Source organism: Stenotrophomonas sp. Steno-C17 (assembly GCF_056393165.1).
Map to the genome: position 1 here is coordinate 1 of NZ_JBWJPD010000026.1, position 25,527 is coordinate 25,527.

20 protein-coding genes and 1 tRNA gene are annotated in these 25,527 nt (G+C 68.6%); 8 read left to right on the forward strand and 13 right to left on the reverse strand.

Features of this window, described 5'->3' with window-relative positions; genetic code table 11:
• Positions 1 to 140 precede the first annotated feature (140 nt).
• Genes tilS through AC06FA_RS18230 form a run of 3 tightly spaced genes read left to right on the forward strand, consistent with a single transcriptional unit; the run spans position 141 to position 2,592 of the window.
• Positions 141 to 1,427 carry a tRNA lysidine(34) synthetase TilS gene (gene tilS / locus AC06FA_RS18220; RefSeq protein ID WP_478069517.1) on the forward strand — a complete coding sequence of 429 codons (1,287 nt, stop codon included), beginning with the start codon at positions 141 to 143 and terminating at the stop codon, positions 1,425 to 1,427.
• Between the two features lie 36 nt (positions 1,428 to 1,463).
• Entirely contained in the window at positions 1,464 to 1,724 is a 261-nt protein-coding gene (locus AC06FA_RS18225; protein ID WP_006381978.1) for an exodeoxyribonuclease VII small subunit, read from the forward strand.
• Positions 1,714 to 2,592 (forward strand): polyprenyl synthetase family protein, encoded by an 879-nt coding sequence (locus AC06FA_RS18230; protein ID WP_478069518.1) that lies wholly within the window; start codon positions 1,714 to 1,716, stop codon positions 2,590 to 2,592. Before AC06FA_RS18225 ends, AC06FA_RS18230 begins: the two co-directional genes overlap by 11 nt.
• Before the next feature lie 123 nt (positions 2,593 to 2,715).
• Here the strand turns inward: AC06FA_RS18230 and AC06FA_RS18235 are convergent, their stop codons facing one another.
• Both AC06FA_RS18235 and pmbA read right to left on the reverse strand, forming a co-directional pair.
• On the reverse strand, positions 2,716 to 3,078 hold the full coding sequence (locus tag AC06FA_RS18235) for a DUF4870 domain-containing protein (RefSeq protein ID WP_478069519.1): 363 nt from the start codon (positions 3,076 to 3,078) through the stop codon (positions 2,716 to 2,718).
• 87 nt (positions 3,079 to 3,165) lie between these two features.
• Complete coding sequence (gene pmbA, locus AC06FA_RS18240) at positions 3,166 to 4,533, reverse strand: metalloprotease PmbA (RefSeq protein ID WP_478069520.1); 1,368 nt, start codon at positions 4,531 to 4,533, stop codon at positions 3,166 to 3,168.
• Between the two features lie 68 nt (positions 4,534 to 4,601).
• Between pmbA and yjgA the strand changes: the two genes are divergently transcribed.
• Complete coding sequence (yjgA, locus tag AC06FA_RS18245) at positions 4,602 to 5,186, forward strand: ribosome biogenesis factor YjgA (protein ID WP_478069521.1); 585 nt, start codon at positions 4,602 to 4,604, stop codon at positions 5,184 to 5,186.
• A gap of 41 nt (positions 5,187 to 5,227) precedes the next feature.
• Here yjgA and tldD read toward each other — a convergent pair whose 3' ends face one another.
• The 4 genes from tldD to AC06FA_RS18265 form a co-directional block, all read right to left on the reverse strand.
• Positions 5,228 to 6,673: a metalloprotease TldD gene (tldD, locus tag AC06FA_RS18250; protein WP_478069522.1), complete on the reverse strand. Its 1,446-nt coding sequence runs from the start codon at positions 6,671 to 6,673 to the stop codon at positions 5,228 to 5,230.
• 63 nt (positions 6,674 to 6,736) lie between these two features.
• On the reverse strand, positions 6,737 to 10,603 hold the full coding sequence (locus AC06FA_RS18255; protein ID WP_478069523.1) for a YhdP family protein: 3,867 nt from the start codon (positions 10,601 to 10,603) through the stop codon (positions 6,737 to 6,739).
• Positions 10,604 to 10,633: 30 nt separating this feature from the next.
• Positions 10,634 to 12,121, reverse strand: a complete 1,488-nt coding sequence (rng, locus tag AC06FA_RS18260) for a ribonuclease G (RefSeq protein ID WP_312709896.1) — start codon at positions 12,119 to 12,121, stop codon at positions 10,634 to 10,636.
• Complete coding sequence (locus AC06FA_RS18265) at positions 12,114 to 12,722, reverse strand: Maf family nucleotide pyrophosphatase (protein ID WP_478069524.1); 609 nt, start codon at positions 12,720 to 12,722, stop codon at positions 12,114 to 12,116. The genes rng and AC06FA_RS18265 overlap by 8 nt, the downstream gene beginning before the upstream one ends.
• Before the next feature lie 130 nt (positions 12,723 to 12,852).
• On the opposite strand from AC06FA_RS18265, the gene AC06FA_RS18270 reads away from it, so the two are divergent.
• The 4 genes from AC06FA_RS18270 to arcD all read left to right on the forward strand — a co-directional run bounded on the left by AC06FA_RS18270 (position 12,853) and on the right by arcD (position 19,083).
• Entirely contained in the window at positions 12,853 to 13,590 is a 738-nt protein-coding gene (locus AC06FA_RS18270) for an SIMPL domain-containing protein (RefSeq protein WP_108753748.1), read from the forward strand.
• A 267-nt stretch (positions 13,591 to 13,857) separates the two neighbouring features.
• A complete protein-coding gene (locus AC06FA_RS18275) occupies positions 13,858 to 14,517 on the forward strand; it encodes an energy transducer TonB (RefSeq protein ID WP_478069525.1) in 660 nt (219 codons plus the stop codon).
• A 225-nt stretch (positions 14,518 to 14,742) separates the two neighbouring features.
• Entirely contained in the window at positions 14,743 to 17,553 is a 2,811-nt protein-coding gene (locus AC06FA_RS18280) for a TonB-dependent receptor (protein WP_478069526.1), read from the forward strand.
• A 108-nt stretch (positions 17,554 to 17,661) separates the two neighbouring features.
• Positions 17,662 to 19,083 (forward strand): arginine-ornithine antiporter, encoded by a 1,422-nt coding sequence (arcD, locus tag AC06FA_RS18285; protein WP_478069527.1) that lies wholly within the window; start codon positions 17,662 to 17,664, stop codon positions 19,081 to 19,083.
• A 217-nt stretch (positions 19,084 to 19,300) separates the two neighbouring features.
• On the opposite strand, the gene AC06FA_RS18290 is transcribed toward arcD, so the two are convergent.
• The 7 genes from AC06FA_RS18290 to leuS form a co-directional block, all read right to left on the reverse strand.
• Positions 19,301 to 19,377, reverse strand: a tRNA-Asn gene (locus AC06FA_RS18290).
• A 22-nt stretch (positions 19,378 to 19,399) separates the two neighbouring features.
• Positions 19,400 to 19,870 (reverse strand): 23S rRNA (pseudouridine(1915)-N(3))-methyltransferase RlmH, encoded by a 471-nt coding sequence (gene rlmH / locus AC06FA_RS18295; protein ID WP_197584414.1) that lies wholly within the window; start codon positions 19,868 to 19,870, stop codon positions 19,400 to 19,402.
• 65 nt (positions 19,871 to 19,935) lie between these two features.
• The gene (rsfS, locus tag AC06FA_RS18300) at positions 19,936 to 20,346 is read right to left on the reverse strand and encodes a ribosome silencing factor (protein WP_312709891.1); all 411 of its coding nucleotides are present in this window, start codon (positions 20,344 to 20,346) and stop codon (positions 19,936 to 19,938) included.
• Positions 20,347 to 20,404: 58 nt separating this feature from the next.
• Positions 20,405 to 21,070 (reverse strand): nicotinate-nucleotide adenylyltransferase, encoded by a 666-nt coding sequence (nadD, locus tag AC06FA_RS18305; protein ID WP_478069528.1) that lies wholly within the window; start codon positions 21,068 to 21,070, stop codon positions 20,405 to 20,407.
• Positions 21,071 to 21,073: 3 nt separating this feature from the next.
• Positions 21,074 to 22,111 (reverse strand): DNA polymerase III subunit delta, encoded by a 1,038-nt coding sequence (holA, locus tag AC06FA_RS18310; RefSeq protein WP_108753754.1) that lies wholly within the window; start codon positions 22,109 to 22,111, stop codon positions 21,074 to 21,076.
• 12 nt (positions 22,112 to 22,123) lie between these two features.
• Positions 22,124 to 22,705 (reverse strand): LPS-assembly lipoprotein LptE, encoded by a 582-nt coding sequence (locus AC06FA_RS18315; RefSeq protein WP_478069529.1) that lies wholly within the window; start codon positions 22,703 to 22,705, stop codon positions 22,124 to 22,126.
• A gap of 138 nt (positions 22,706 to 22,843) precedes the next feature.
• Positions 22,844 to 25,486 carry a leucine--tRNA ligase gene (gene leuS, locus AC06FA_RS18320; RefSeq protein ID WP_478069530.1) on the reverse strand — a complete coding sequence of 881 codons (2,643 nt, stop codon included), beginning with the start codon at positions 25,484 to 25,486 and terminating at the stop codon, positions 22,844 to 22,846.
• Positions 25,487 to 25,527 lie beyond the last annotated feature (41 nt).

Here is a 25,527-nt window from a genome sequence, read left to right on the forward strand (position 1 = left end):
GCGTCCCCCGCAACCGGACCCACCCCGCCATCCCACGGAATGCCAGCTTTGGCTTTGGCTTTTGCCGTTGCCGTTGACGTTGCATTGAGCGGGTGCAGGGCGCAGCCCTGCCAGCCCCCCCCCACCCTATACTTGCCGCCGTGAGCCACTTCCCCGCCCTTGTCCCGTTGGATGCACCGCTGCTGGTCGGTTACAGCGGCGGGCTGGATTCGACCGTGCTGCTGCACTGGCTGTGGCGCTGCGCGCAGGCCAACGGCAGCCGGCTGCGCGCCATCCACGTGCATCACGGCCTGCAGGCCGATGCCGATGCCTGGGTGCGCCATTGCCAGCAACAGTGCGATGCCCTGGGCATCGAACTGGCCGTGCACCGCGTGCAGGTCGCCACGACCGCTGGCCTGGGACTGGAAGGCGCCGCCCGCCAGGCCCGGCGCGCCGCATTTGCCGCCGAGCTGCGCGAGGGCGAAACCCTGGCCCTGGCCCAGCACCAGGATGACCAGGCCGAAACCTTCCTGCTGCGCGCACTGCGCGGCTCCGGCATCGATGGCCTGGCGGCGATGGCCGCCGACAGCAGGCTGCAGGGCCACCGCGTCTGGCGGCCCTTGCTGCACACCGCGCGCAGCGCGCTGCAGCACTACGCACAGCAGCAGGCCCTGCGCTGGATCGAAGACCCCAGCAATGGCCAGGACCATGCCGACCGCAACTTCCTGCGCCTGCACGTGCTGCCGCTGCTGCGCCAGCGCTGGCCACACGCGGCCGCGGCCCTGGCCGGCAGCGCCGATCACTGCGCACAGACCCGCGCACTGCTGGACGAGGAAGACGCCGAACTGATCGCGCACCTGGAGGTGGCTCCCCGGGTGCTGTCGCTGGAACTGCTGCGCCAGGTGTCGCCCGCGCGCGGTGCGCGCGTGCTGCGCGCCTGGGTACGCGCGCACGGTGCCGCACCGCTGCCGGCCACGGTGCTGCGGCAACTGCAGCACGAACTGCTGGCAGCGGCCAGCGATCGGCAGGCACAGGTGCGCTGGCAGGACCACGCCATCCAACAGTGGCGCGGCCATGCGTACCTGCTGCCGGCGGAACTGCCGGTACTGCCCGCCGATTGGCAGACCACCTGGGACGGCCGCGCGCCGCTGCCCTTGCCCGATGGCGGGCAGCTGCGCCTGCTCGGCGGCGAAGCGTTCGCGCAGCCGGTGCAGGTGCGCGCGCGGCGCGGCGGCGAACGCATCCTGCTGCCGGGCCGTACCCATTCACATGCGCTGAAAGACTGCCTGCAACGCGAGCACCTGGCCCCCTGGCGACGCGCGCAGCTGCCCCTGCTGTACGCCGGTGAGCAGTTGCTGGCCGCCGCCGACGTAGTGGTTTCCGCCCCCTTCCAGGCGTGGTTGCAGTCCGCCAACGCACAGCTGCAGTGGCGACCCGGCGGCTGGTGAATTGACCCCCGCGCGTGGCCCGTCCACACTTGTCACATGGCCAAGAAGTCCCCCGAAAACGCCTCCCCCGTTGCCCAGTTCGAACAGTCGCTCGAATCGCTGGAACAGCTGGTGGAGCAGATGGAAACCGGCGAGCTGAGCCTGGAAGCTTCGCTCAGTGCTTACGAACGCGGCGTCGGTCTGTACCGGCAGTGCCAGCAGGCGCTGGAGCAGGCCGAACTGCGCGTGCGCCTGCTCAGCGATCCGGCGCAGCCGGAAACGGCCGAACCGTTCGATCCGCCCAGCCATGACGGTTGAGGCGCTGTTCGCGCAGTGGCGCGACCGTATTGAAAGCCAGCTGGATGCGGCCCTGCCCTCGCCGGCCGATGCGCCGCAGCGGCTGCACCAGGCCATGCGCTATTCGGTGCTGGGCGGTGGCAAGCGCATGCGTCCGCTGCTGGTCTACGCCAGTGGCCGTCTGTTCGGCGCGCCGCTGGAACGCCTGGATGCGGCCGCCATGGCGGTCGAGCTGATCCACGCCTATTCGCTGGTGCATGACGACCTGCCGGCCATGGACGATGACGCCCTGCGCCGCGGCAAGCCGACCACGCACATTGCCTTTGATGAAGCGACGGCGATCCTGGCCGGCGATGCCCTGCAGACCCGCGCCTTCGGCCTGCTGGCCGATGCCGCCCTGCCCGCCACCCTGCGCGTGGCCTGCCTGCAGACCCTGGCCCACGCCTCCGGCGCGGCCGGCATGTGCGGCGGCCAGGCACTGGATATCGATGCCACCGGGCAGCAGCAGTCGCTGGCCGCGCTCACCCGCATGCACGCACTGAAGACCGGTGCACTGATCCGTGCGGCGGTGCGCATGGGCGCGTTGTGCGGCGAAGCGCCGGCGCCGGTGCTGGCACAGCTGGACGGCTTTGCCGATGCGCTGGGCCTGGCCTTCCAGGTGCGCGATGACATCCTGGATGTCGAGGCCAGTTCCGAACAGTTGGGCAAGACCGCCGGCAAGGACCTGGCGCAGGACAAGAGCACCTTCCCGGCCCTGCTGGGCATGGACGGGGCCAAGGCGCAGCTGCGCGAGCTGGCCACGCGCATGCAGGCGTCGCTGGCCGGTTACCACGAGGAAGCCGACGCGCTGCGTGCGCTGGCCACGCTGGCGGTGGAACGCGATCATTGATCGCACTCGCCGGCGCAGCCGCGCTGCGCGCTCGCCGGGCGTGGCCCGGCGCTACCTCCGCGCCGCAAATGGAAACGCCCGGCATAGCCGGGCGATTCTTTGTGCGCGATGGATCGTTGTCGCTTACTTGATCAGGCGCAGCGCGAACGGGTAGCGGTACAGCTCGCCGTTGTTGGCCTTCACCGCAGCGATGATGCTGAAGATCAGGCTGAGCAGACCGACGATCGGCATCAGGATGGCACCGATGACCACGAAGGTCAGGATGATGCAGACGAACATCGCGATGGCGATGGTGATCTGGAAGTTCAGCGCTTCCTTGGACTGGTCGGTCACGAAGGACTTGCTTGCATCGTCCTTGTTGATCAGCCAGATGATCAGCGCACCAATGAAGCCGGTGAAGATGCCCAGCAGGTGCGCGGCCAGTGCCATGGTGCGCTGGTCGGACGGCGCGTTGCCCGCCGCCGGGACGTTATCGAATTCGCTCACGACAAAACTCCTTGTTTTTGGGTGGTCATGCGCGACCGGCAGCGGGCCGGTCGCGTCAGGCGGGCATAGCTTACGCCATCAACGCCATCAATCATTACCGGCGATCGTCATCCGCCCCACCAGGATCGAACCGGTGCGGATGTGCGAGCGCGGGTCGACGTCGCTGCCGACCGCTTCGATGCTGGCAAACATCTCCCGCAGGTTGCCGGCAATGGTGATGCCGTCGACCGGGAACTGGATCTCGCCGTTCTCGACCCGGAAGCCACCGGCACCGCGCGAGTAGTCGCCGGTCACCCCGTTCACGCCCTGCCCCATCAGCTCGGTCACCAGCAGGCCGTTGCCCATCTGCCGGGCGATCTCGTGCAGCGAGCCGGCATTGGCAGCCAGCTGCAGGTTGTGCACACCGCCGGCGTTGGCGGTGGTCTGCAGCCCCAGCTTGCGGGCCGAGTAGCTGCCCAGCACGTAGCGCTGCAGCACGCCATCGGTCACCAGGGCCGATGCCCGGGTGGCCACGCCATCGCCATCGAAGGCGGCCGAACGCAGGCCGCGGCGCAGGTGCGGCAGCTCTTCAATCTGCATCCACTCGGGGAACAGGCGCTGGCCCACGCTGTCCAGCAGGAAGCTGGCCTGGCGGTACAGGGCGCCGCCGGACACGGCCGACAACAGGTGCCCGACCAGGCTGCGCGCCACTTCCGGGGCAAACAGCACCGGCAGGCTGCCGGTCGGCAGCGAACGCGGCTGCAGCCGGGCGACGGTCCGTTCGGCGGCGCGACGGCCGACACTGGCCGGGTCTTCCAGGTCTTCGCGGGCCAGTGCACCGGTGTACCAGCCATCGCGCTGCATGCCATCGCCGGTACCGGCAATCAGCGCGCAGCCGATCGAATGGTGGGTGCCGCGCTCGCGGCCGATGAAGCCATGCGAGTTGGCGTACACCGACACGCTCTGCATGCTCGACACCGAGGCGCCGTCGGAATTGCGGATCTGCGCATCGGCCTCGCGGCCGGCGGCCTCGCAGGCCAGGGCCAGGTCCACCGCCTGGTCAGCCTGCAGCGCCCACGGGTGCCAGCTGTCCAGATCGGGGAAGTCACGTGCCATCAGCGCGGCGTCGGCCAGGCCGGCGGCCGGGTCGTCCTCGGTGTGGCGGGCAATGGCACAGGCCTGCTCCACCGTGGCCTGCAGGCTGGCCTCGTTCAGATCGGCGGTGCTGGCACTGCCCTTGCGCTGGCCGAAGTAGACGGTCACGGCAATGCCGCGGTCACGGGTGGACTGCACCGTCTCCACCTCACCCAGGCGGACATTGACCTCCAGCCCACGGTCTTCACTGCAGCTCACTTCGGCCTGGCTGGCGCCCAGCGCGCGGGCGCGGTCGATCAACTGCTGGGAAAGGTCAGCCAGCCGTTCCAGACGGGCCAGGCTGTCGTCGCCGGTGGCCACTTCAGGGGCGATCACGTTCAATGCTTTATCCTGTACGGGTTGGGCCCGGCATCACGCCGGGCGACTTTTTTTGAGATCAGGTAGGAACGATGCGCGGACGCGACGAAGAAACCGGTGAATTCCACGACAAGAGCCGCAGCCAGAACCGGCGCGACGCACTTGACGTGCTGGCCCTGGGCGAGAAGCTGGTGTCGCTGACCCCGGCCCAGCTGGCGCGCCTGCCGATCCCGGAGGACCTGCTGCCGCACATCGCCGAGTGCAAGCGCATTACCGCGCACATCGCCCACAAGCGGCAGCTGGCGTTCCTGGCCAAGCACATGCGTCGCGAGGACGAGGCCACCCTGGACGCGATCCGCGATGCGCTGGACGCCAACAGTGAAACCGGCCGCCGCGAGGTGGCGATGATGCACCGCGTGGAAGACTGGCGCGAGCGCCTGCTCAACGACGGCGACAAGGCGCTGGCCGCGCTGCTTGACGACTACCCGCAGGCCGACCGCCAGCAGCTGCGCACCCTGGTGCGCAACGCCCAGGCCGAGAAGGCGAAGAACAAGCCGCCGCGCGCCTTCCGCGAAATCTTCCAGGTGCTGCGCACGCTGATGCTGCCGGCCGCGCTGGGCCTGAAGAGCGCCGCGGAAGACGTCGACGGCGCGACCGACGAAGCCGACGAGGACTGAGTCCCCGCCGGTCCGGGCATGGGCGCTGGCCATCGCCGCGCTCAGGCCTGGGTACCGCCCACGGTCAGCCCTTCGATCAGCAGCGAGGGCTGGCCGACACCCACCGGCACGCTCTGGCCATCCTTGCCACAGATGCCCACGCCCTCGTCCAGGGCCAGGTCGTTGCCGACCATGCGCACCTTCTGCATGGTTTCCGGGCCATTGCCGATCAGCGTGGCGCCCTTCACCGGCGCGGTGATGCGGCCATCTTCGATCAGGTAGGCCTCGGTGGCCGAGAACACGTACTTGCCGCTGGTGATATCCACCTGGCCGCCGCCGAAGTTGACCGCGTACAGGCCCTTCTTCACCGAACGGATCATCTCCTGCGGGTCGTGCTCGCCGGCCCGCATGTAGGTGTTGGTCATGCGCGGCATGGTCAGGTGCGCGAACGATTCGCGGCGGCCGTTGCCGGTCGGGGCCATGCCCATCAGGCGCGCGTTCAGCGCATCCTGCATGTAGCCCACCAGGATGCCGTCCTCGATCAGCGTGGTGCACTGGCTGGGGTGGCCTTCGTCGTCGATGTTCAGCGAACCGCGGCGTCCGTCCAGGGTGCCATCGTCGACGATGGTCACGCCCGGCGCGGCCACGCGCTCGCCGATGCGGCCGGCATAGACGCTGGTGCCCTTGCGGTTGAAATCACCTTCCAGGCCGTGGCCCACCGCCTCGTGCAGCAGCACGCCCGGCCAGCCCGGGCCCAGCACCACCGGCATCACCCCGGCCGGGGCCGGCACGGCGTCCAGGTTCACCAGCGCCTGGCGCAGGGCTTCGCGGGCGAAGGCTTCCGGGCGGCCATCGGCAAACAGTTCGGCATAGCCGTAGCGGCCGCCGCCACCGGCATAACCCGACTCGCGGCGACCGTTCTGTTCCACGATCACCTGCACGTTCAGGCGCACCAGCGGGCGCACGTCGGCGCCGAGCACGCCGTCGGTGCGGGCCACCAGCACGGTGTCCACGCCGCCGGACAGGCTGACCATCACCTGCTTCACCCGCGGGTCGGCCGCGCGCAGGTAACCGTCCAGGCGCTTGAGCACTTCCACCTTCGCTTCGTTGCCCAGGCTGTCGATCGGGTCCAGCGTGGGGTACAGCGCGCGGGCACTGCCGCGCAGCAGCGAACGCCCGGCCTGCGCCCCGCCTTCGCGCGAGATCGCGCGCGCCGACTGTGCGGCGCTCAGCAGTGCATCGGCATGGATGTCGTCGGAATAGGCGAAGCCGGTCTTTTCCCCGGCAATGGCACGCACGCCCACGCCCTGTTCAATGGAATGCGCACCGTCCTTGACGATGCCGTCTTCCACGCTCCAGCTTTCGCGCCGGGCGTGCTGGAAATAGAGGTCACCGAAGTCCACGCCGGGGCCGAGCAGCTGGCCGAAGGCGCGCTCCAGGCCAGCGGTATCCAGGCCGCCGGGGCGCAGCAGGCGGTCGTGGGCAAGAGTCAGGGCAGTATCAGTCATGGTCTCGATCTGGGGGTGCTGGCGCGGCCAGGCAAGGCCACGCGATGAACGGGGGCGCCGCGCTCAGCGCGGGCGCGGCAGGTCGGTCACGGTCGGCGGCGGAACCGGCACGGGCACCGGAACCGGCGCAGGTGCCGGGCTGCGGTCGCGGCCGCGCTCGATCACCTCGACCTTGGGCTCCTTCCACGGCCCGGTCAGCCGGTAGGTTCGGGCGCCGATCTCACCCAACGGTTTGGACAATACCGCATTGGTGGCCGCGCCCAGCGCCGCGCCCACCGGGCCACCGGCCACCGCGCCGACCACGGTCAGCAGGTTGCCGGCACGCGGGTTCACATCGATGGTCTGGTCGAACTGCTGCTGGCGCAGGTCGGTCTGGCCGCGGATGGTGATGTTGGCCGCCGGGCCTTCGATCAGCACCTTGTCGGTGCGCGCCATGCCGTTGGCGAACTGCATGCCGCCCTCGACCTGGTTGAAGGCAAAGCCCTTGGAGAAGAAATCGCGGAAGTCGAACATCAGCCGGCGCGGCAGCTGGGCCACGCTCAGCAGGCCCAGCACGCGCCCGGCGCCCGGCTCCAGCTCCAGCAACTGGCCGTTGCGGGCATGGATGTCCAGCTGCCCCTGCAGGTTGCCCAGCTGGAAGTCCGAAGGGCCACCGGCCCACGAGGCCTGCAGCTGCGCCTGTCCGGAGCCCCCGCGCAACTGTCCGCCGTAGTCGAAGTTCTGCAGCAGCCCGCCCAGATCTTCACTGCGCAGCTGGGCGTTCAGTTCGGTACGGGCACCGGCGCTCCTGCCCAGCCAGCGGCCGGTGATGTCGATTTCCTGGTCCGGTGCGCGGAAGCGCAGCTCGTCCACGCTCAGGCCCTGCGCCAGCGGACGGGTGCGCAGCACCGCCTGGCCCAGCACCACCTTGCCGAACTTCAGGTCGGCGATATCCAGGGCGAACGGCGGCAGCTTGGCCGGGTCCATGTCGTCGGCACCGGCCTGCACCTTCGCCGCTGGCGCCGCTGCTGCGCCGGCCACGGCCGGCGGCGACTGCCAGTAAACGCGATCCAGGCGGCCACTGATGGTGCCGCCGTCGGCATTGGGCACGCTCAGGCGGCCGGCCAGCGACGGGCCGTCCATGCGCACATCCAGCGCCTGCGGGCCGGGGTGCAGCTGCAGCCGGGTCTGCTCGAAGACACCGCCGATCAGCATCAGCTGGCCCACCTGCACATCCACCGCTCGCAGCGGCATCGGATCGCCATCGCCACCGGCCCCACGGGCCAGGCCGATCCATTCCAGCGCATCCAGGGTGGGGCTGCGGCCGTTGATGGTCAGGCCGCTGGGCGGCGGTTCGCGGTCCACCTGGCTGCTGCCCAGGGTCACCTGCACGCCTGTCTGGTTGTTGTGGCTGCGCGCGGCCAGCGCCAGGCGGTTGCCGAAGGCGACGTCGATGCGGCCCGCCCCCATCGGCAGCTGTGCGGCCACGGTGGTGGCCAGCGGCTCAGCGGCCGCCTTGTCCAGCGGCGCCGGCAGGTCCAGGCGGGTACCGACCAGATCCGAGCGCAGGCGCAGTTCACTGGGTGGAGTGGGACTGCCCGGGGCGACCTTGGGCAGGTTGACCGCGATCGTCCATGGCGAGGTGCCATTGATGTAAGGCTTCAGCCAGGCCATTTCCGGCGCGCGGTCGATCAGCACGCCGGCATCCAGGCTTGCCGACAACTCCGATTCGAACGCCAGCCGCGCATCGCGCACGAAGCCGCCGGCGCGCAGGCTCAGCGTGCCGTCCTGGCCCAGGTGGCGCACCGCCAGCGATTCGGCGGCGAACCCGGCGTTGCTGTAACGGGCCTGGCCGTGCATGCCATCGAAGGCCACATCGAAGCGCTTGTCGGCCAGCTTCACCCCGGCCAGGTCCACCGTGCCCTGCAGGTGGCCGCCGCCCTGGTCATGGTGCAGCGGCTGCAGCAGGTCGAAGTGCACGTTGGCCGGGCCGCTCGCGCTCAGGTTGTCCAGCGTGTCGCCGTACTCCTTGTGCAGCCCGCTCTGCCGCAGCATGGCCAGCAGCGCGCCGGCCTCGCTGCGGCTGTCGGCACGCACGTACAGCGGTTGCTGGCCGAAATCGGGAATGCCGGCTTCGAAATGCTGCACCGCCACCCCGGCCAGATCGCCGCGGCCCTGGATTTCAAAGCCCGGGCCGATGAAGGCCACATCGGCGTCCACCTGCCCCATCAGCGGCCAGTCGTGCTGGAAGCGGATCTGGCCGTTGCTGATATGCCCGGTGGCCTCGAAGCGGCCATCGTTGTTGTCGAACGGCCAGTCATCCAAATCACCGCTGACCAGACCGATGCCGCCCCGCACCTGGCCTCCGGCCAACGCCATGTCCAGCCAGTCGGTGGCGCCCTTGCTCATCTTGGAGTGGATCCAGAAGCGCTTGGCGGCGGTCATCGGCACGTCGTCCAGCTTGGCCGCCAGCTGCAGCCACGGCCGCGTACCATCGCCCTGGAACCAGACACCGCCGCGCACATCGGCGGCGTAGTCGGTGCCCTGCACGCGCATGGCCGGGGTACCGATGCGCCACCCACCGGCTTCATCGCGCCAACCCACCACCTGTCCGGCCAGGTGCAGGTCGTGGCGCACGCCGAAGCCGCTGGGCCAATCGAACTGCAACTGCCGTTGCGGCTGCAGCTGCAGGCTGAAGCCATTGGCATCGCCTTCGAAACGCCCGCCCAGTCCGCGCAGGCCCGGCGCGCCGGCCACGCTGGCAAAGCCCAGCGACTGCAGCTCGCCCTGGGCCCACAGCGGGCCATCGCGCTGGCCGCTCAGCTGCAGGGCCGCCAGGTCCAGCTGTGGCCGGGCCAGATACAGCCAACGGCGCAGGCCCGGATCCAGACGGTCACTCAAGGCCAGCGCGCGCACGGCCGTGCCGGCCTGCACCGCACCGCTGCTGATCTGCAGCTGCCGACCCAGGCGCACCTGCAGGCCATCCAGTTGTTGGGCGCCGTCTTCGCCCTGCAGGCGCAGCTTCGGCACCTGCAGCACCCAGCCATCGGCCTGCCGCTGCCAGCGCAGCCGTGCCTGCAGGCGCTGCAGCTGCAGCTGCGGGCGGGCCACGCCCGGCATCGGTGCACCTTCAATACGCAGCCCGCGCAGGTCCGAATCGGTGGTCACCGCCACCGGGGCGAAATCACGCAGGGTCAGCCACAGGTTCAGTTCGCCCTTGCCTTCGCGCAGGCGCACGCCGGCGCCGGACAGCAGTGGCGCCCACGCCTGGAAATCCACCGGATCGGCCCCCAGCCACGCCTGGCCGTTGCCCTTGCGCCGGTCCAGTTCCAGCACCGCCGTCAGCGGCAGCGCCTCAGGCTGCGCCCAGGCGCGCACGCCCGCCTGCAGCCGATCGCCCTGCACGCGCAGGCGCAGATCGATGCGCGGCAAGGTGGCCTCGATGCCCAGCGCGGGCGCATGCACGGCCAGCCGGCCGCCAATCACCTGCAGCTCGCCCAGACGGCGCAGCGCATCCAGCGGATCGCCGCCGCTGGTCGACTGCGGCAGGCCACGCACGCTCCAGCGACCATCCGCCGCCTGCTGCAGGTCCAGTGACAGCCCGCGCAGGCGCAGCTCGGTCAGCGAGCGCCCGGGCAACAGGCCGCTGTACATCGACACCAGCACCTCGGCTTCGCCGATGGCCAGGCCCTGCCCGGCGCCGATATGCAGCCCCTTCAACTGCAGCAGCGGACCGCGCCGGGTCCAGGCCGTCTGCAGGCGGTCGAAACGCACCGGCTGCCCGGCGCGCGCGCTCAGCCACGCGGCAATCTGCTGCGGGTGGCGCTCGGCCAGCGGCAGCAGCTGGCTGAGGGTGCCGACCAGCAGCGCCAGCACGACCAGGCCTACCGCGCAGGCGGCAACAAGGTGACGGCGGATCCTTCGCAGTCGCAGGCGCGGCGGCGCGCTCATCGGCCGTTGCCGGCCAAGCGCCGGCATGGATCAGAGCAGAACCACATCGAACTGCTCCTGCAGGTACTGCTCGTCCGCCTGGAAGCGGATGCTCTTGCCGAGGAACTCCTCCAGCTCGGCCACGGCCGCCGATTCCTCTTCGGTGATGCGTGCCACCACCTTGGTCGAGGCAATCACCAGCAGCCGGGCGGCATCGAACTGGCGCACGGCGCGGGTGATCTCCCGGAAAATTTCGTAGGTCACCGTCTCGGTGGTCTTGATGCTGCCGCGGCCACTGCACTGCGGGCAGGTTTCCGACAGCTGGCGCTCCAGGCTTTCCACGGTGCGCTTGCGGGTCATTTCCACCAGGCCCAGCGGCGAGAAGTCGTACACCGTGGTCTTGGCATGGTCGCGGGCCAGCGCCTTTTCCAGCGTGCGCAGCACCTGGCGGCGGTGCTCGGCGTCGTCCATGTCGATGAAATCGATGATGATGATGCCGCCCAGGTTGCGCAGGCGAAGCTGCCGGGCCACCGCCTGCGCGGCCTCCAGGTTGGTGCGGAACACGGTTTCTTCCAGGTTGCGCTGGCCCAGGAACGAACCGGTGTTCACATCGATGGTGGTCATCGCCTCGGTCTGGTCGATCACCAGATAGCCCCCGGATTTCAGCGGCACCTGCTTGTCCAGCGCGCGACCGATCTCGTCTTCCACGCCGAACATGTCGAAGATCGGGCGGTCGCCGCTGTACAGCTCGATCTTCTCGGCCAGCACCGGCATGTACTTGGCCACGAACGCCTGCAGCTGGGCGAAGGTTTCCTTGGAATCGACCTTCACCTTGTCCACGTCCTTGCGGATCAGGTCGCGCACCGAACGCAGCGGCAGGCTCAGGTCTTCATAGATGTTGCTGCACGAGGCCGCTTCGCGGCCACGACGCTCGACCACGTTCCAGACCCGCGACAGATAGGCGATGTCCTCGGCAATGGCTTCGGCCGGCTGGCCCTCGGCATTGGTGCGCACGATATAGCCGTAGCCGCCGTGCTGCGCCGACAGTTCGGTCACCAGCGCCTTCAGGCGTGCGCGCTCGCCTTCGTCTTCGATGCGCGCCGAAACGCCCACCACCTTCGACTGCGGCAGCAGCACCATGTAACGCGAGGGAATGCTGATCTGCGTGGTCAGGCGCGCGCCCTTGGTGCCGATCGGGTCCTTCACCACCTGCACCACGATGTCCTGGCCGTCACGCAGCAGTTCCACGATGGGCACGCTGGAGGGCGGCGGCAGGGTGGTGTTCTCGGTATCGGCGCTGGCCACCGGGGCCGGCCGCACCACGTCGTTGGCGTGCAGGAACGCGGCGCGCTCCAGCCCCACTTCCACGAACGCGGCCTGCATGCCGGGCATGACCCGCTGCACCTTGCCCTTGTAGATGTTGCCGACCACGCCCCGGCGCCAGCCGCGCTCGATGTGCAGTTCCTGCAGCATGCCATTTTCGATCACCGCGACCCGGGTCTCGCGCGGGGTCACATTGACCAGGATTTCCTCAGACATCGGCAGCCTCCCTGGCGGCATGGGCAGTGGGGGCCGGCACGCCGCAGCGGGCCAGCAGGCGATCAGTGTGCAGCAAAGGCAGGCCCATCACGCCGGAGTAGCTGCCTGACAGGTGTTCGATCCAGCGCTCGGCGCCGCCCTGGATGGCGTAGGCACCCGCCTTGTCCAGGGGTTCACCGGTGGCCACGTAGGCGGCGATGTCGGCGGCGGTGATCGGTGCGAAGGTGACCTCGGAAACCACCAGTTCGGTCTCCTGGCCCTGCGCGTGCACGACCACCACGGCGGTCATCACCTGGTGGGTGCGCCCGGCCAGGCGGGCCAGCATGGCGCAGGCCTCGGCCGCATCGGCGGGCTTGCCGAACACATCACCGTCCAGCACCACTTCGGTATCCGAGCCCAGCACCCGCGCCTGCGGGTCGTCCGCCAGCACCCGCGCCAGGCCGGCACGGGCCTTGTCGGCCGCCACCCGGCACACATACTGTTCGGCGCTTTCGCCGGGCGCACGCTGCTCCGGCACCTCCAGGTCGAGGGCCTGGAAGGGGCGTTCAAGTCGGGCCAGCAGCTGGTTGCGTCGGGGCGATCGGGAAGCGAGATAGAGCATCGGCACAGCATAACCTGAGGCCGCCGCCTGAATCGTCGGCAACCCCGCCTTCGGTGCGTTCAACCCCGAACGGACTCACAGCGCGTTCATCGCTACGACACCACCCTCACCGGCACTACAAGGAGATCCCATGCGCCGCACCGCCACCCCGCTGCTGCTTGCCCTGTCCCTCGCTCTTGGAGCTTCGATGACCGCCCATGCTGCCCCGCCGCCGCCGCCCGCCGTCGCTGCCGCCGAAGGCACCCTGCTGAACATCTCGGCCAACGCCGAAGCCACCCGCGTGCCGGACGTGGCCACCCTGTCGGCCGGCGTGGTCACCCAGGCGGCCGACGGCAACAGCGCCATGCGCCAGAACGCCCAGCAGATGGACAAGGTGCTGGCCGCGATCAAGGCCGCCGGCATTGCCGAGCGCGACGTGCAGACCAGCGGCGTCAGCCTCAACCCGCAGTACCGCTATGCCGACAACGAAGCACCGAAGATCACCGGCTACCAGGCCAGCAACACGGTCAGCCTGAAGGTGCGCGACATCGCCAAGCTGGGCAAGGTGCTGGACGCACTGGCCGCGCAGGGCGCCAACCAGATCAACGGCCCGCAGTTCGAGATCGACCAGCCCGAGCCGGTCTACGACGAAGCCCGCCTGGCCGCACTGAAGAAGGCCCAGGCCCGCGCCCAGACCTATGCGAAGTCGCTGGGCCTGCAGGTGCGTCGCATCGTCAGCATTTCCGAGAACAGCAATGGTGGCTTCCGCCCGATGCCGATGATGCGGGCGATGGCCGCCGGCGCCGCGATGGACAAGGCCACCCCGGTGGCGCCGGGTGAATCGACCGTGTCGGTGAACCTGGACGTGGTGTTCGAACTGGGCCGGTAACCGCCGCCGGGCATGGCCCGGCGCTACCTGGCGAAGCACACGACCCACCAGTAGCGCGGGGCCATGCCCCGCGAGCGCAGCGGCGCCGCACCTGCCGCCGGGCACGGCCCGGCGCTACCGCTTCATGAAGCCCAGCCCAACGGGGTCGCACCTGACTCTAGGCAGTCGCCCTCGGCTGGCGCTAATGATGGACTGCCAGCCGCGTGCGGCAACCCCGATGGCGGCCCTGGTGCGTTAAGGACTTCGACACTGGCATGGAGGTGGACCATGGTTCGTACCTATCCCGTAGCATCCCAGCACTTCGACCCCGCCCGCATTGCCGCCTGGAGCGCGGCCATTGCCCTGCACCTGCTCGCCCTGCTGTTGCTGCTGATCCCAGCGACCTACCAGGCCATCAGCGCACTGCCGCGTGACAACACCATCGTGCGCTGGATCCCCACGGAAGACCCCAAGCCGCTGGAACCCACGCCGCTGCCGCCGAAGCAGGAGGTGGTGAAGCTGGTACCGAAATCGCAACCGGTGCCGACAGTCACCCCGCCGCTGCCCGCGCCCACCGCCACGCTGGAAGAGGCCCAGGGCATCATCCTGCCCGCGGCCTCCCAGACAGCGGTCGAGGCCCCGCCGGCGCTGGAGCCGGGCGCACCGGTCACCGGCGCACAGCTGCAGTACCGCACCGCCCCGCCACCGAGCTACCCGATACCGGCCCTGCGCAATCACGAGCAGGGCACGGTGTTGCTGCGGGTTGAAGTGGACCCGAGCGGGCAACCGGTGAACGTGAGCATCGAACGCAGCAGCGGTTCGCGCAGCCTGGACCAGGCCGCCCGCCAGCAGGTGCTGCGCCACTGGCGCTTCGTTCCGGCCGAGCGCGATGGGCAGGCGGTGGCTGCCATCGGCATGGTACCGGTGCAGTTCAGCCTGCCGGACTGACGGTTCTGTTCGCAGACCGGCCCGGCAGCACGCCGGGCCGGTGCAATACGTGGGTTGCGCCTCGACCCGGCCAGCGCACTCCGGTTCTTCAGTGGCGATCACAATTCCGTTACGAATTCAGTAAAACTTCACAGCGCCGTCACCTGAGGGAAACCTAGATTGACGCGTCCCGGGGCACACCGGTGACGCCCTCGATGCTCGAGTTTTCCAGTCAGGAGAGAAGCTGTGAAACACCCGATCCAACGGCCCGCCAGCCGCCGCCATAACCACCTGGCATCTTCCATCACCCACATCCTTACCGGCGGCGCACTGCTGCTGGCCGGCGCCGTGGTCTCCCCTGCCTTCGCACAGGACCAGGCCACCAACCTCGACCGGATCACCGTGACCGGGTCGAACATTCCGCGCACCAACACCGAAACACCGTCGCCGGTGCAGGTGGTGACCCGCCAGGAAATCGACCGCAGCGGCAAGACCACGGTTGCCGAATACCTGCAGACCCTGACCTCCGACGGTGCAGGCTCCATTCCCAAGACCTTCGGCAACGGCTTCGCCGGTGGCGGCGCCGGCATCTCGCTGCGCGGCCTGGGCGCCGGCTCCACGCTGGTGCTGTTGAACGGCCGCCGCATGGCCACCTACGGCCTGGCCGATGACGGCCAGAAGGTGTTCACCGACCTCAGCACCATTCCGCTTGACGCCGTCGAGCGCGTGGAAGTGCTGAAGGACGGCGCCTCGGCCATCTACGGTTCCGATGCGATCGCCGGCGTGGTCAACATCATCCTGCGCAGCGACTTCCAGGGCGCGATCCTGCGCGGTTCCTACGGCGTATCAGGCGACGGCGATGGCGATGCCAAGAAGGCCACGCTGACCGCCGGTACCGGCGACCTGGCCAGCGATGGCTGGAACGCGTTCTTCAGCCTGGACGTCGGCAAGACCGACGCGATCAAGATCAGCGACCGCAAGAACCGCAAGTGGATCGGCACCGGTGACATCCGTCGCTGGGGCTATGACGCCGCCGATGCGCAGTTCCTGGGCGGCGCCTACCTGTCCGGCGGCACCGCCGGTGGCGTGGGCCCGAACGGTTCGGTGTTCGACGACCGCAACGTGGACGAGGACAACCCGGCCTTCCTGGTCGCCCTGCCCGGCTGTGCCGGCCTGACCACCATCCCCGGCCAGAGCGATGCCACCGCGCAGGCGCAGGGCTGTCTGTGGAACCCGGCCCAGCTGTACCGCGACCTGAGCCCTGAAGAGAAGTACGTGAACGTGTTCGGCCGTGCCAGCTTCGCCTTCGGCGAAGGCGGCGAGGTCTACACCGAGATCGGCTACTCGAAGAAGGAAACCATCTTCAGCAACACGCCGTCCGGTGTGTCCGGCGGTTGGGGCTACCCCGGCGGCCCGGTCAACGCCAGCAGTGGCGCCGGCGCCGTCGTGCTCAGCCCGACCCATCCGGACAATCCGATTCCGGGCCAGGCGTCGCGCCTGCGCTACTCCGCCTGGGACGTCGGCCCGCGCGTCACCAACAACACCAACGAGTTCAACCGCTTCCTGGTGGGCGTGAAGGGCAACTGGGGTGAGTGGAGCTACGACACCGCCTACCTGCATTCGGGCACCGACCTGGTCAACAAGCGCACCGGCTTCCTGCGCTACAGCGCCGTGCAGTGCGCGCTGGGCAACCCGACCTGTGCCGGTGGCGTGTGGCGCATCGGCGACAACGCCGGTCTGAACTCGCAGGCGCTGTACGACTACATTTCGCCCACCATCAGCGCCCGCGCCAAGTCCAGCCTGGACATGTTCGACTTCACCGTGTCGCGCAGCCTGATGGGCCTGAAGGGCGGCCCGCTGGGCCTGGCCATGGGTACCGAATGGCGCAAGACCAGCAACAGCCTGACCCCGCAGACCTACACCGACCAGGGTGACATCATCGGCCTGGGCTATTCGGCCTATGACGGTACCCAGAACGTGTATGCCGGCTACGTGGAACTGTCCGCGCCGGTACTGGAACAGTTGGAACTGTCGGCCGCACTGCGCTACGACAAGTACGAGAGCGGTGAAGGCAAGGCGACGCCGAAGCTGGGCGTGAAGTTCACCCCGGCCGACTGGATCGCCCTGCGCGCCAGCTACGCCGAAGGCTTCCGCGCGCCGAACCCGGCCGAAAACGGTGACGGCGGCCTGGCCGCGTTCTCCAACGCCCGCGATCCGGTGCGCTGCGCCATCGATCCGGACAACGAGTGCACCGCGCGCTCGGTGGCGATCATCACCCGCCCCAATGCCGGCCTGAAGCCGGAAGAGTCGAAGAGCTACTCGGTGGGTATCGTGCTGCAGCCGACCTCCAGCACCTCGCTGACGGTTGACGCCTGGGAAATCAAGCGCACCAACGAAATCGCCCAGGGCAGCACCGCCGACGCCATCGCCGCCGGCAACGTCCTGCGCGACAGCAACAACATCGGTGGCGTGGCCAACAGCGGTACCATCCTGGCGGTCAACACGCAGTACGTGAACGCCAACTCGTCGCGTGTGCGCGGTATCGATACCGATATCCGCCAGACCTTCGACCTCGGCCCGGGCCAGCTGGAAATGGACCTGCAGTGGAGCCACCTGCTGAAGTTCGAGCGTACCGAGGGTGACACCACCGTCGATTACGTGGGCACCCACGGCAACTGCGACGTGACCAACTGCATCGGCACCCCGCAGGACCGCATCAACTTCGGCACCACCTGGAAGCAGGGTCCGTGGAGCGTCAGCGGCGTGGTGAACTACATCGACAGCATGGAAAACAAGGATCGCCGCGGTGGCGACTACCTGGCCTTCTATGAAGACGGCTCGCCGGTGGAGAAGATCTCTTCGTTCACCACCTTCGATCTGTCCGGTCGCTGGAACATCACCGATGCCTTCGAGCTGAATGCCTCGGTGCAGAACGTGTTCGACCGCATCGCCCCGCTCGACCCGTCCACCTACGGCGCGGTCAACTACAACCCGCTGCACTTCAGCGGTGCGATCGGCCGTTACTTCACCGTCGGCGCCAAGTACACCTTCAACTGATCCACGAAGGCGAACCGTACTGCAAAGGCCCGGGCATGTCCCGGGCCTTTGCTTTTTCACCACATGCACGCCGCCATGATGGGGGCCTACCGCGCGAGGCACGCCTGCATGCCGTCTTCCACGCAACGCCTGGGCCTGGCCGCACTGACCGCGCTGGTGGTGGGTTCAATGGTCGGCGCCGGCATCTTCTCCCTGCCGCAGAACGTGGCGCGCAGCGCCGGGCCGGCCGCCGCGCTGATCGGATGGGCCCTGAGCGGCGCCGGCATGCTGATGCTGGCCTTCGTGTTCCAGGCGCTGGCCAACCGCCGCCCCGACCTGGACACCGGCATCTACGCCTATGCCCGCGAGGGCTTCGGCAACTACATCGGTTTCTCCGCCGCATGGGGCTACTGGGTGGCGTCGGTGCTGGGCAACACCAGCTTCTTCGTGCTGATCTTCAGCGGCCTGGGCCACTTCCTGCCGATCTTTGGCGAAGGCAACACGCCGGTTGCTTTCGCTGCCTCGTCGCTGCTGCTGTGGACGGTGCACCTGCTGGTGCTGCGCGGCCTGCGTACCGCCGCGATCATCAACGGCCTGGTCACCGTCGCCAAGCTGGTGCCGATCGCGCTGTTCCTGGTGCTGGCGGCCGCGGCGTTCCGCCTGGATGTGTTCCGTGCCGACTTCTTCGGCACACCGGCACTGGGCGACCTGGGCACGCAGCTGCGCGGCATGATGCTGGTGACGGTCTGGGTATTCATCGGCATCGAAGGCGCCAGCATCTACTCACGACGGGCCGCGCGCCGCGCCGACGTCGGCCGCGCCACCGTGATCGGTTTCGTTGGCGTGTGGTTGCTGCTGGTGCTGGTCAGCCTGCTGTCGATGGGCGTGTTGTCACAGGCCGAGCTGGCCGGCCTGCCCAATCCCTCGATGGCCTACGTGCTGCGCGCCATCGTGGGCGAATGGGGCGCCACGCTGATCATCATCGGCTCGATCATTTCGGTATTGGGCGCGCTGCTGGCCTGGGTGCTGCTGTGCGGCGAGGTGCTGTACGCCGCTGCCGGCGACGGCACCATGCCCGCCTTCCTGGGCCGCGAGAATGCGCGCGGCGTACCGGCCAACGCGCTGTGGATGAGCAATGGCCTGATCCAGGTGTTCCTGCTGCTGGTGCTGTTCAATTCGGGCAGTTACACAAGCCTGGTGCTGCTGGCCGCCTCGATGAGCCTGGTGCCCTACTTTCTGTCGGCGGCCTTCGCTGTGCAGCTGGCCTGGCGCGGCCAGGCCTATGCCGGCGAGGCGGGCGTGCGCTGGCGCGACTTCGTGGTGGCAGTGCTGGCCAGTGCATACGCGCTGTGGCTGGTCTACGCCGGCGGCCTGGACAACCTGCTGCTGTCGGTGCTGCTGTACGTGCCCGGCGTGGTGCTGTTCGCATTGACCCGGCGCCAGCAGGGGCAGGCCGTGTTCACCCGCTGGGAGTGGGTGCTGTTCGGCGCGATCGTGCTGGTGGCGATCGCCACGTTGGTCGCGTTCTGGCGCGGCATCTTGACCTTGTAGAGTCGAGCTTGCTCGACTGCGCCGCCGCCTTTGTAGAGTCGAGCTTGCTCGACTGCGCCACCGCCTTTGTAGAGTCGAGCCATGCTCGACTGCCGCTTGCATCGTGCACACAGCAGTCGAGCAAGCTCGACTCTACCAAGCACACGCACACGCACACGCACACGCACACGCACACGCACAAAAAAAACCCGCATCTCGCGATGCGGGTTTTCAAAGGTGGCGCCCGAAGTTGGACTCGAACCAACGACCCCCTGATTAACAGTCAAGTGCTCTAACCGGCTGAGCTATTCGGGCAGACGACTAGTATAACCACTCTTCACGCGCGATGGTAGGGGTGATTGGCAATCATTGCGGCAGCCCGATACAACTGCTCGGCCACCACCAGCCGCACCAGCATGTGTGGCAGGGTCAGCGGGCCGATCGACCACTTCTCATCGGCCAGTGCCGATACTTCCGCCGAATGCCCTTCCGGGCCACCGATCAGGAACGCCAGATCCCTGCCCTGCCCGCGCCAGTGCTCCAGGCGCTGTGCCAACTGTTCGGAACTGAGCTGGCGGCCGGGAACATCCAGCGCCACCACATACGCGTTCTTCGGCAATGCAGCGATCACACGCTTGCCTTCGTCTTCGGTCGCGCGCCGTGCATCGCGGCCCTTGCCGCGCAGGCCGGGCTCGATCTCCACCAGCTCGAACGGCAACCAGTGCGAGAGTCGCTTCTGGTATTCGGCAAACCCCTGCGCCACCCAGCTCGGGGCGCGCTCACCGGTCGCAATCAGTCGGGCTTTCATCAACAGTCCTCCAGAAACGTCGACGGCGCCATCGGCGCCGTCGAGGGGATGCAGCTACGGGTGGCTCAGGCCACTTCGTCGTCGCTGGACGGCGGCTGGTCGCCGACGGTCCACAGGCGCTCCAGCGCGTAGAACTCGCGCACGCGCGGCAGCATCACATGCACGATCACATCGCCCAGGTCCACCAGCACCCATTCGGCTTCGCGCTCGCCTTCCACGCCCAGCGGCATCACGTCGATCTTCTTGGCGAAGCGCACGACTTCATCGGCAATCGACTTCACATGACGGGTGGACGTACCCGAGACGATGACCAGGTAGTCGGCGACGCTGGACTTGCCGCGCACGTCGATCTCGACCGGGTCCTTGGCCTTCAGGTCTTCGGTGGCTTGGCGGACGCTGGCCAGCAGTTCCGGCACCGAAGGCGGCGGGCTGGGCAGTTCGACCTTGATGGTCTGGGGCTGGGTCTGGTTGCTCAAAGCGGATCGACTCGATAAACGTGGGGGCGATTATACGGGCAAGGCGCGCCCGCGGCATTCACCGGGGGGCCGGGCGGTACAGGCCGTGGTCCACCACGTAATCGGCCACCGCCGGCGGCAGCAGGGCCCGCCACGGGCCGGTGGCGGCAATCTGCGCGCGCACCGCGCTGGCCGATTCCGAGCGCAGCGGGTGGTGCAGGCGCAGCACGCGACCGGCCGGGCTGGCGAACAGCGCCTGCTCGTTGTCGGCCCAACGCCCATCCAGGGCCTGCCCCAGCACGCCGTCCACCGAATCCTGCAGGGGGCTGCCCGGGCGTTCGGCAACGATGAAATGGGCCAGGTCGAACAGGCTCTGCCATTCATGCCAGGCCGGCAGGGCCAGCAGGCTGTCGGCACCCACCAGCCACGCCAGCGGGCGGCTCGGCCCCAGCTCGGCGCGCAGTTCGCGCAGGGTATCGACGGTGTACGACGGGCGCCCCGGGAAGCGCTTGGCACGCTCCAGCTCACGCCGGTCCAACAGCAGGCCCGGCTCATCGCCAATGGCCAGCGAGAGCATGCGGCAGCGCTGTTCGGCGGTGGCACCGGGCGGTGCGCGGTGCGGCGGATCGGCGGCTGGCAGCAGCCGTACCGCCACCTGCAGCTCATCACGCGCGGCGCGCGCGATGGCCAGGTGCCCCAGATGCACCGGATCGAAGGTGCCCCCGTAATAGATACGCAGGCTCATGGCTCAGGCACGGGCCAGCAGGCGCACGGCGCGGGCCTCGGCCACCGCCACCAGCAGGCGCTCCAGCGCCAGCCAGGCATCGCCGTCGGCGCGCCCCTTGGCGATGCGGTCGACCAGACCGGCCTCGGCCACGAAGCGCTCCCAGCGCTTGCCTTCCGGGTGCCGCTGCAGCGCGCGCTTGTAAGGCGCCTGGCGCGATTCCCAGATGCCACGGGATTTCATTTCCGCCGCCAGGTTGCCGCCGCGGGCCTGTACCCGCGCCAGACCGGCACCGGCCAGCAGCTCACGGATGACCATCGGCATCAGCGCGGCCACCGCCTCGCCTTCGCCGCGCAGCCCGGCCAGCATGCGCAGTACCGCCTGCGGCTGCCCGGAGAAAGTGGCTTCCAGCAGTCGGAACACGTCGTAGCGGGCGGCGTCGGCCACCAGCGATTCCATGCGTTCCACGTCCAGCGGCTGGCCATCGGCCAGCAGTGCCAGTTTGTCGATTTCCTGCGCAGCTGCCAGCAGGTTGCCCTCCACCCGCTCGGCCAGCCGCTGCACGGCGGCCGGATCGGCGCGCAGGCCCTTGCCGCGCAGGCGGCGTTCGATCCAGTCGGGCAGTTCGTGGGGCTTGATCGCCCAGGCCACCGACAGCACACCGACGCGGTTCACCGCCTCGGCCCACTTGCCCTGGTGGGCCTTGCTCCATTCGTTGGCGGTGATCAGCAGGACCACGTCCGGCGCGGGGTTGGCGCAGAACTGGCTGATGACCTCGGCGCCGTCCTTGCCGGGCTTGCCACTGGGCAGGCGCACTTCGACCAGGCGGCGGGCGCTGAACAGGCTGGGCGCGTTGAAACTGGCGTCGAGCTGGTTCCAGTCGAAATCACGGCCGTCGGCATCGAACACTTCACGTTCGCCGATGCCGGCAGCGCGCGCGCGTGCGCGCACGGCGTCGGCCGCTTCCAGCACACGCAGGGTTTCCGGCCCGGCGATCAGATAGACCGGCGCCAGCGCGGTGTCACCGCCCTGGCTGGCAAGCTGCTCCGGACGCAGTTCCATCGCTGTGCCGGCTCAGCGCTCGACCGGCGGTGCCGGCGTGGGCTGCACGCCGTCGGCCGCGGCCGGCTTCGGCGCCGCCAGGCTGCCGCCCCGCTCCAGTTCGGCACGCACCACGCTGTCGATGCGGCGGATGATCGAGGCGGACATTTCCCGGCGCAGTTCGTCGGCCAGGATTTCGCGTTCGGTGGTGGTACCGGTGGCGTCGGTCGGCGGCGACACATAATCGCGCGACAGCTCGATCACCTGCTGCGGCACCAGCTCACTGCCGTCTTCGCGGCGGAAGATGAAGATGACCGCGTAGCGCAGGCTGTATTCCTGGGCACGGCCCTGCGCATCGATGGCAATGGGCAGATCGCCCCAGCGCTCGGACAGCACCTGCAACTGGGTGTTCGGCCCGGTGCTTTCGTCATCGGCCAGCCTGGCGCCGGACGCCAGCAGACTGCGGTTGAGCAGCTTGACCAGTTCGCTGTAGGGCGCGGTGGACACCACCTGTACTGGCGCCGTATCGGTCGGCAGCATCAGCTTGTTGCGCAGGTGGAAACCGCAGCCAGCGAGGCCGAGGACAAGGACGAGGGCAAGCAGGATTCGGGTCATGGGAACAGTCTGGCGGAGCCGGGCGATCACGGCAACAGACAGCGTGCCCGATCACGCGTGAACGCAGGGCCACAGGCCGCTGCCGCCGGTGTGGCGAACAGGCACCGGCCGCCACGCAGGCGGCCGGTGCCGGGGACATCAGGCAGCGACGATGTTCACGATCTTGCCGGGCACGATGATGATCTTGCGCACCGTCAGGCCCTCCATGAACTTGGCCGCGTTCGGCTCGGCCTGGGCCAGCGCTTCGATATGGTCGCGCGCGGCATCGGCGGCGACCTCGATGGTGCCGCGCAGCTTGCCGTTCACCTGCACCGCCAGGGTGACCGCATCGCGCACCAGCGCACTGCTGTCGGCCTGCGGGAAGACCTGGTCTTCCAGCAGCGTTTCGCCATGGCCCAGCACCTGCCACAGGGCGTGGCTGGCATGCGGGGTGATCGGGTTCAGCAGCAGCACCACGGCCTGCAGGGCTTCCTGCCGCACCGCGCGGCCCTGCGCGCTGGCATCGTCGAACTTGGCCAGCGCGTTCATCAGTTCCATCACCGCCGCGATGGCGGTGTTGAAGCTGTGGCGGCGACCGTAGTCGTCACCCACCTTGCCGATGGTTTCGTGGGTCTTGCGGCGCAGCGCCTTCTGGCTGGCATCCAGTGCGGCCACGTCCAGTGCCGGCGCAACGCCTTCTTCGGCGTGCTTGTGCACCTGGGTCCACAGGCGGCGCAGGAAGCGGGCCATGCCGTCCACGCCGGCCTCGTTCCACTCCAGCGACTGTTCCGGCGGTGCGGCGAACATCGAGAACAGGCGCACGGTGTCGGCGCCGTACTTGCCGACCATCGCCTGCGGGTCCACGCCGTTGTTCTTCGACTTGGACATCTTCTCGGTGCCGCCCACCACCACCGGCTGGCCATCGGCCACCAGGGTGGCGCCGGTGATGCGACCGCGCTCGTCGCGCTGCACGTCCACGTCGGCCGGGTTGATCCAGTCCTTCGAACCGTCCGGATTCGGGCGGTAATAGGTTTCGGCGATCACCATGCCCTGGCACAGCAGGTTGCGTGCCGGTTCGTTGCTGTCGACCATGCGCGCGTCACGCAGCAGCTTGTGGTAGAAGCGGAAATACATCAGGTGCAGGATCGCGTGCTCGATGCCACCGATGTACTGGTCCACCGGCAGCCAGTAGTTGCCGCGCTTGTCCACCGCGTCACGCGCACCCGGCGAGGTGTAGCGGGCGTAGTACCAGCTCGATTCCATGAAGGTATCGAAGGTGTCGGTTTCGCGCTCGGCCGCGCCGCCGCAGTCCGGGCAGGCGGTCTTGCGCCATTCCGGGTCGGTCTTGATCGGCGACCCGGTACCGGAGAACGCCACGTCTTCCGGCAGCACCACCGGCAACTGTTCTTCCGGCACCGGCACCGCGCCACACTTGTCGCAGTAGATCACCGGAATCGGGCAGCCCCAGTAACGCTGGCGGCTCACGCCCCAATCGCGCAGGCGGTAGTTGACGCGGCGCTGGCCCTGGGCCTTGCGCTCGAAACGTTCGGCCAGCGCCTCGAAAGCGCCCTGGAAATCCAGGCCATCGAATTCAGCCGAATTGACCAGTTCGGTCTGACGGCTCTTGTCGCTGTACCAGTCCTGCCAGCGGGCGCCATCCCAGTTGCGCTCGTCGTCGTTGCGCGCATCTTTCAGCGCGATCACCTGGACGATCGGCAGGCCGTACTTGTTGGCCACTTCATTGTCGCGCTGGTCGTGGCCGGGAACGGCCATCACCGCGCCGGTGCCGTAGCCCATCAGCACGAAGTTGGCCACCCACACCGGCACCTGTTCGCCGGTGACCGGATGGATCGCGCGCAGGCCGGTATCCATGCCGCGCTTTTCCTGGGTTTCCAGTTCGGCTTCGGTCACGCCGCCCTGCTTCAGCTCGGCCAGCAGCGCGGCCAGCGCCGGGTTGCCCTTGGCGGCGTGCAGGGCCAGCGGGTGTTCGGCGGCGATCGACACGAAGGTCACGCCCATCACGGTGTCCGGACGGGTGGTGAACACGCGCAGCGGGTCCAGCACGCTGCCGTCCACGTCGCGCACGTCGAACTGGATCTCCAGCCCCTCGGAACGGCCGATCCAGTTGCGCTGCATGGTCTTGACCGATTCCGGCCAGCCGTCCAGCTCATCCAGGCCGTCCAGCAGTTCCTGGGCGTAATCGGTGATGCGCAGGAACCACTGCGGAATCTCGCGCTTTTCCACCAGCGCGCCGGAACGCCAGCCGCGGCCGTCGATCACCTGCTCGTTGGCCAGCACGGTCTGGTCCACCGGGTCCCAGTTCACCACCGAGTTGCGGCGGTAGGCCAGGCCCTTGCGCATCAGGCGGGTGAACATGCGCTGCTCGTGGACGTAGTAGTCCGGGCGGCAGGTGGCGAATTCGCGCGACCAGTCGATGGCATAGCCCAGCGATTTCAGCTGGCTGCGCATGTGGTCGATGTTCTTGTAGGTCCACGCCGCCGGCGCGGTCTTGTTCTTGATGGCCGCGTTTTCCGCCGGCAGGCCGAATGCGTCCCAGCCCATGGGCTGCAGCACGTTGTGGCCGGTCATGCGCTTGTAGCGGCTGATGACGTCGCCAATGGTGTAGTTGCGCACGTGGCCCATGTGCAGCGCACCGGACGGGTACGGAAGCATCGACAGGCAGTAGTACTTCGGCTTGTCCGAGGTCTCGCTGACCTCGAAGGCACGGGTGGCGTCCCAGTACTGCTGGGCGGCGGATTCAACCTGCTGCGGGTCGTAGGCGATGGGTTCAGCGCTGGTCATGGAACACGCGGATGCGGCGGCAAAGCGGTACAGCGTACCGC